Origin of the sequence: Rhizobacter sp. (genome assembly GCF_035702065.1) — a bacterium.
Lineage (GTDB): Bacteria > Pseudomonadota > Gammaproteobacteria > Burkholderiales > Burkholderiaceae_C > Rhizobacter.
The window spans coordinates 1-6623 of sequence record NZ_DASSRA010000132.1; the positions used below are offsets into that span (position 1 = coordinate 1).

A 6623-nucleotide genomic window follows, 5' to 3' on the forward strand; every position below is an offset into this window, starting at 1 on the left:
GTTGATCGAGCGGCTGTGGCAGCGCCACGGCTTCACCGCGTTGCTGGTCACGCACGACGTGTCGGAAGCGGTGGCCCTGGCCGAGCGCGTGGTGCTGATCGAAGACCACCGCATTGCGCTCGACGAACGGGTGAACCTGTCACGCCCACGGGCACGCGGCCCGGCCTATGCTGCCTTGGAGGAGCGCATCCTCGAACGCGTGCTGCAGCAGCCCGAGGGGGCCGCGGCGGCGGTGCCGCCACCCGAGCCCTGCCCGGCGCATGTGCTGCGCTGGGCGGTCTGAAGCAGGTTCAGCGCGCTGGCGGCACCGGCTGGGGCGCCGAGCGCGTGGAGGAGGGGGCGGGTGACGGTGCCGTGGACGGCGCCGGCGGGGCCTGTGGCGGAGGTGGTGTCACCTCCTGCCAGCCCGAGGGGCACGAGCTGACGTGCGGGTAGTACATCTGCGCCTCGCGGCAGTAGTACCAGGTGTTGGCCTGCTGCGTGGCACTGGGCGCGACGACCAGGGGCTGTTGCTGCTGCACGATCACCGTCTGCCCGTAGGGGTAGCCGTATCCGTAGCCATAGCCGTACCCATAGGGGTAGCCATAGCCATAGGGGTAGCCGTAGCCGCCCCACCACAACGGCCCGCCGACGTAGACGCCGACGCCCACATGCCCGTGCCCGCGCGGATGCGCCTCGGCGGCGGCCGTCGCAGCCAGCCCCAGCACCAGCACGGCGGCGATGCCGGCGGCGTGAAGACTGTGTTTCAAGCGGCTGTTCATGGCGATCTCCTCGTGGCCTGCCGTCAGCGTACCGGAGGCGGCGGCTGGATGCCGGCCGGTGGTTGCTGCGGGGCCGGGGGCACCGGCGCCGGCGCGGTGCGGTACTGATGCGTCGTGGCATAGCGCCCCGGGATCTGGTTGCCCTTGGCGTACATGCACTGCTGGTAGGCGATGTCGTAGCGCTGCTGGGCGTTGTAGGCGGTGTAGCTGCTCTGGCCGCTGCCCACTGCGGCGCCGGTCATGCCGCCGAAGGCCGCGCCCACGCCGGCACCGGAACTGCCACCGAAGGCCGCGCCCGCGGCGGCGCCGATCAAGGCGCCGGTGGCGGTGGCGCCGGCAAAGGCCTGGGCCGACGCGTCGTTGTTCGGGCCCCCGGTGGACTGCACGGCCCAGTCACGGCACAGCCGGTCGTCGGCCACGAACACTTCGAAGGGCTTGTAGGGGCCGGGCATCACCGTGACGGTGGGGCCTGTCGGCATCTGGGCACAGCCGGCCAGGGCCAGCAGCCCGGCACCGGCCAGGGCGGGTTTCCAGAGAAATGAAGCACGCATGCGGGAACCTCGCGCGGGGGATTCAAGGAACAACGGCAGGCCGCCGGGGGCCGTTGACGTCTTTACATTGGAGACCGCCGGAGACCGAACGTTCCGGCGGTTCATGAGCAAAGACCGATCGGGCATAAGACGGGTGCCGAGTAAGCATGCGCTGATTCATTCGTTCTCTGCAGCGGGGCGGCTGCCTAGCATCCACCTCATCCCTGCAACGAACGACCCCTGACATGACCACCTCCCGCACACTGCGCAGCCTCGTCGCCGTCCTCGCCCTGGGCGTGGCCGCCAGCGTCACCTGGGCCAAGGACATCTCCCTGCTGAACGTCTCGTACGACCCGACTCGCGAGCTCTACCAGGACTACAACACCGCCTTCGCCAAGTACTGGAAGGCCAAGACCGGCGACAACGTGACGGTCAAGCAGTCGCACGGCGGCTCCGGCAAGCAGGCCCGCTCGGTGATCGACGGCATCGACGCCGACGTGACCACCCTGGCCCTGGCCTACGACATCGACGAGATCGCCGAGAAGGCCAAGCTGCTCGCCCCCGACTGGCAGAAGCGCCTCAAGCACAACAGCTCGCCCTACACCTCGACCTACATCTTCCTGGTGCGCAAGGGCAACCCCAAGGGCATCAAGGACTGGGGCGACCTGGTCAAGCCGGGGGTGTCGGTGATCACCGCCAACCCCAAGACCTCGGGTGGCGCACGCTGGGGCTACCTGGCTGCGTACGGCTACGCCCTCAAGCAACCGGGCGGCAGCGATGCCAAGGCGAAGGAGTTCATCACCAAGCTGTTCCAGAACGTGCCGGTGCTCGACTCCGGCGCCCGTGGCTCCACCGTGACCTTCGCCGAGCGCGGCCAGGGCGACGTGCTGCTGGCCTGGGAGAACGAGGCCCACCTGTCGCTGAAGGAGTTCGGCGCCGACAAGTTCGACATCGTCTACCCGCCGACGAGCATCCTGGCCGAGCCGCCGGTGGCCGTGGTCGACAAGGTGGTCGACAAGCGCGGTACCCGCGAAGTGGCCACTGCCTATCTGGAATACCTCTACAGCCCGGAAGGCCAGGACATTGCCGCGCGCAACTTCTACCGTCCGATCGACGAGAAGGTGGCAGCCAGGTACGCCAAGCAGTTCCCCGCGGTGAAGCTGTTCACCATCGACGAGGTGTTCGGTGGTTGGACCAAGGCGCAGAAGACCCACTTTGCCGATGGCGGCGTGTTTGACCAGATCTACGCCAAGAGCAAGTGATCGAGAGGCTGGTTAACTCGCAAAATTCATAAGCAAACTCAGATCAAGTCGTTTACCGAGTTTGAGGGAGACCGTAGCATCGGCCTCCCTTTGTCCATTCCTGCGAGCTTTCCATGCACCAGCCACACGCCTCCCGCCGATTCACCCTTCGTTTGCTGGCAGCTTCCCTGGTGCTGGGCATGACCTCGCTGTCGCAGGCCGCAGGCCCCACGCTGCTCAACGTGAGCTACGACGTGGCCCGTGAGCTGTACAAGGAGATCAACCCCGCCTTCATCAAGAGCTGGAAGGCGAGCGCTGGTGAGGACGTCACCGTCAACCAGTCGCACGGCGGCTCCAGCAAGCAGGCCCGCTCGGTGATCGACGGCCTGGAGGCGGATGTGGTGACCATGAACCAGTCGAGCGACATCGACGCCATCGCGTCCAAGGGCCTGCTCGCCGCCGACTGGGCCAAGCGCCTGCCCAACAACGCCGCGCCCACCACCTCGACCACCGTGATCCTGGTGCGCAAGGGCAACCCCAAGGGCATCAAGGACTGGACCGACCTCGCCAAGCCCGGCGTGAGCGTGGTCATTCCCAACCCCAAGATCACTGGCAACGGCCGCTACACCTACGTGGCCGCCTGGGGTGGGCTGGTGAAGGGCGGCGCGAGCGCCGCGCAGGCCCGCGAGACGGTGCAGAAGATCTTTGCCAACGTGCCGGTGTTCGATGGCGGTGGCCGTGCGGCCACCACCACCTTCGCGCAGCGCAACATCGGCGACGCGCTGTGCACCTTCGAGAGCGAGATCAACCTCATCAAGGCCGAGTTCGGCGACAACTTCGACGTGGTCTACCCCAAGTGGAGCATCCTGGCCGAGAACCCGGTCGCGGTGGTCGACAAGGTGGTCGACAAGAAGGGCACGCGCAAGCAGGCCGAGGCGTATCTCAAGTTCCTGTGGTCCGACGAAGCGCAGGAGATCGCGGCCAGGCACCAGATCCGCCCGCGTTCGGAGAAGGTGCTGGCCAAATACGTGAAGGACTTCCCCAAGGTCAACACCTTCACCATCGACGAGGTCTTCGGTGGCTGGACCAAGGCGCAGAAGGAGCACTTCGACGACGGCGCCATCTACGACCAGATCCTCGCGGCCGGCAAGAAGAACTAAGCGGCGCTGACCGCTCCTTTCCATGCTCCTCTCGCGTTCACTGCTGCGGCGGCACAGCGTGCTGCCGGGCTTCGACCTGGCCCTCGGCTTCACGCTGCTCTACTTGAGCTTCATCGTGTTGATCCCGCTGTCGGCGGCCTTCCTCAAGACATTCACCATGACCTGGCCGGCCTTCTGGGACGCGGTGGCCACGCCGCGCGTGGTGGCTTCGTACCGGCTCACCTTCGGCGCTTCGTTCGCGGCGGCACTGTTGAACGCGGTGTTCGGGCTGGTGATCGCCTGGGTGCTGGTGCGCTACGAGTTCCCGTTCAAGCGCGTCATCGACGCGCTGGTCGACCTGCCATTCGCGCTGCCCACCGCGGTGGCGGGCATTGCGCTCACCGCGCTCTACGCCGGCAACGGCTGGATCGGCCAGTACCTGCCGTTCAAGGTGAGCTTCACACCGGTGGGCGTGTTCGTCGCGCTCACCTTCATCGGCCTGCCCTTCGTCGTGCGCACGCTGCAGCCGGTGCTCGAAGACATGCAGAAGGAGCTGGAAGAAGCCGCCGCCACACTGGGCGCGAGCCGCTGGCAGACCTTTTCGCGGGTGATCTTCCCCATCATCTCGCCGGCGCTGCTCACCGGCTTTGCACTCGCCTTCGCGCGTGCGCTCGGTGAGTACGGCTCGGTCATCTTCATCGCGGGCAACATGCCGATGGTGAGCGAGATCACGCCGCTGCTCATCATCACCCAGCTGGAGCAGTACGACTACACCGGTGCCACCGCCATCGCGGTGGTGATGCTGGTGGCGGCCTTCGTGATGCTGCTGGCCATCAATCTCCTGCAGGCCTGGGCGCGCAAGCGCCAAGGGCGCTGATCACCGTTTCCCCATGAGTGCTGTGCCCACCCAGATCCCTGCCGCCGCCGCGCACCGCGAACCGCCGCGCAGCCTGCAGGCCGCCACCGCCGAGCCGGCCTGGCTGCGCCGCACGCTGATCGCGGTGGCGCTGCTCTTCCTCACGCTGTTCCTGTTCGTGCCGCTGGTGTCGGTGTTCTTCGAGGCCTTCAAGAAGGGCTGGGAGACTTACCTTGCCGCCATCGTCGAGCCCGATGCGCGTTCGGCCATCTGGCTCACGCTGGTGGCGGCCGGGATCTCGGTGCCGCTCAACCTCGTCTTCGGCGTGGCGGCCTCGTGGTGCATCGCCAAGTTCGACTTCCGCGGCAAGAACCTGCTGCTCACGCTGATCGACCTGCCGTTCTCGGTGTCGCCGGTGATCTCGGGCCTGATCTTCGTGCTCATCTTCGGCCTGCAGGGCTGGTGGGGCGAGTGGCTGCGCGACCACGACCTGAAGGTCATCTTCGCGTTGCCCGGCATCGTGCTGGCGACCGTCTTCATCACCTTCCCCTTCGTCGCCCGCGAACTGATCCCGCTGATGCAGGCGCAGGGCGTGGAGCAGGAAGAAGCGGCGCGCGTGCTGGGCGCCTCGGGCTGGCAGATCTTCTGGCGCGTGACGCTGCCCAACGTGAAGTGGGCGCTGCTCTACGGCGTGATCCTGTGCAACGCGCGGGCGATGGGCGAGTTCGGCGCGGTGAGCGTGGTGTCGGGCCACATCCGCGGGCAGACCAACACCATGCCGCTGCACATCGAGATCCTCTACAACGAATACCAGTTCGCCGCGGCCTTTGCCGTGGCCTCGCTGCTGGCCGGCCTGGCGCTGGTGACCCTGGTGCTCAAGTACCTGGTGGAACAGCGAGTGAAGGCGCAAAAGCGCGAAGCCGAAGGAAGAAGCGAATGAAAGGTGTCGCATGAGCATTGAGATCCGCAACCTGAACAAGCGCTTCGGCAAGACCGTCGTCTGTGACAACCTCAACCTCGACATCCCCTCGGGTGAGCTGGTCGCGCTGCTGGGCCCCTCGGGCTCGGGCAAGACCTCGCTGCTGCGCATCATCGCGGGCCTGGAGCGGCCCGATTCCGGCACGGTGTCCTTCCACGGCGCCGATGCCACCTTCGACGACGTGCGTGACCGCAACGTGGGCTTCGTGTTCCAGCACTACGCCCTGTTCGGCCACATGAGCATCTTCGAGAACGTGGCCTTCGGCCTGCGCGTGCGGCCCAAGGCGACGCGGCCGAGCGAGGCCAAGATCCGCGAGAAGGTGATGGAGCTGCTGAAGCTGGTGCAGCTCGACTGGCTGGCCGATCGCTTCCCGCACCAGCTTTCCGGCGGCCAGCGCCAGCGCATCGCGTTGGCGCGCGCACTCGCGGTCGAGCCCAAGGTGCTGCTGCTCGACGAACCCTTCGGTGCGCTCGATGCCAAGGTGCGCAAGGAGCTGCGCCGCTGGCTGCGCCGCCTGCACGACGAGATGCACGTCACCAGCGTGTTCGTCACCCACGACCAGGACGAAGCGATGGAAGTCGCCGACCGGATCGTCGTCATGAACCAGGGCAGGATCGAGCAGGACGGCTCGCCCGACGAGGTCTACGACCACCCGGCGACGCCGTTCGTGCTGCAGTTCCTCGGCGACGTCAACCTGTTCCGCGGCGGCACGCCGACGCCGGGCGGGCCGGACGGACGCACTGCCTACGTCCGGCCGCACGAGCTCGAGGTCGTCGCCGAGGCCAACCCCGGCTCGGTGCCGGTGACGTTCGCGCAGGCGCTCACGATCGGCCCGAACACCCGGCTCGAGTTCCGGCGCAGCGACGACGAGAGCTACGTCGACGTCGAGATGCCGCGCGCCGAATGGCTCGCGCTGCGCGACCGGCTCGGCCTCGTTCCCGGCGCGCACGCCCACCTGGTGCCGCGCAAGGTGACGCGCTTCGCGAGCGAGGACGTCGACCCGGCCGCGATGATCTGAGCGCGCGCGCTCACGAGAGCAGCTGGCGGCGGGCGCGGTGCACGCGCACGAACAGGTTCTCCTCGCTGATGCCGAGCTTGGCGCACACCGCTGCGGTCG

At 67.3% G+C, this 6623-nt stretch carries 7 protein-coding genes and 1 pseudogene; 6 read left to right on the top strand and 2 right to left on the bottom strand.

Annotation, left to right across the window (positions count from 1 at the left end; all coding sequences use genetic code 11):
• Nucleotides 1-283 (top strand): annotated as a pseudogene (locus VFL64_RS06105) (hypothetical protein); the annotation flags it as partial.
• Nucleotides 284-290: 7 nt separating this feature from the next.
• Here the strand turns inward: VFL64_RS06105 and VFL64_RS06110 are convergent.
• Both VFL64_RS06110 and VFL64_RS06115 read right to left on the bottom strand, forming a co-directional pair.
• The gene (locus tag VFL64_RS06110; protein ID WP_489539487.1) at nucleotides 291-761 is read right to left on the bottom strand and encodes a hypothetical protein; all 471 of its coding nucleotides are present in this window, start codon (nucleotides 759-761) and stop codon (nucleotides 291-293) included.
• A gap of 23 nt (nucleotides 762-784) precedes the next feature.
• Entirely contained in the window at nucleotides 785-1312 is a 528-nt protein-coding gene (locus tag VFL64_RS06115) for a hypothetical protein (protein ID WP_489539488.1), read from the bottom strand.
• A gap of 224 nt (nucleotides 1313-1536) precedes the next feature.
• Between VFL64_RS06115 and VFL64_RS06120 the strand changes: the two genes are divergently transcribed.
• From VFL64_RS06120 to VFL64_RS06140, 5 genes are all read left to right on the top strand, one after another.
• Entirely contained in the window at nucleotides 1537-2553 is a 1017-nt protein-coding gene (locus tag VFL64_RS06120; protein ID WP_489539489.1) for a sulfate ABC transporter substrate-binding protein, read from the top strand.
• A 113-nt stretch (nucleotides 2554-2666) separates the two neighbouring features.
• Nucleotides 2667-3692 carry a sulfate ABC transporter substrate-binding protein gene (locus VFL64_RS06125; RefSeq protein ID WP_489539490.1) on the top strand — a complete coding sequence of 342 codons (1026 nt, stop codon included), beginning with the start codon at nucleotides 2667-2669 and terminating at the stop codon, nucleotides 3690-3692.
• A gap of 22 nt (nucleotides 3693-3714) precedes the next feature.
• Nucleotides 3715-4548: a sulfate ABC transporter permease subunit CysT gene (cysT, locus tag VFL64_RS06130; protein ID WP_489539491.1), complete on the top strand. Its 834-nt coding sequence runs from the start codon at nucleotides 3715-3717 to the stop codon at nucleotides 4546-4548.
• Nucleotides 4549-4561: 13 nt separating this feature from the next.
• On the top strand, nucleotides 4562-5467 hold the full coding sequence (gene cysW, locus VFL64_RS06135) for a sulfate ABC transporter permease subunit CysW (RefSeq protein WP_489539492.1): 906 nt from the start codon (nucleotides 4562-4564) through the stop codon (nucleotides 5465-5467).
• 10 nt (nucleotides 5468-5477) lie between these two features.
• On the top strand, nucleotides 5478-6524 hold the full coding sequence (locus VFL64_RS06140) for a sulfate/molybdate ABC transporter ATP-binding protein (RefSeq protein WP_489539493.1): 1047 nt from the start codon (nucleotides 5478-5480) through the stop codon (nucleotides 6522-6524).
• The last annotated feature ends 99 nt before the right edge of the window (nucleotides 6525-6623 follow it).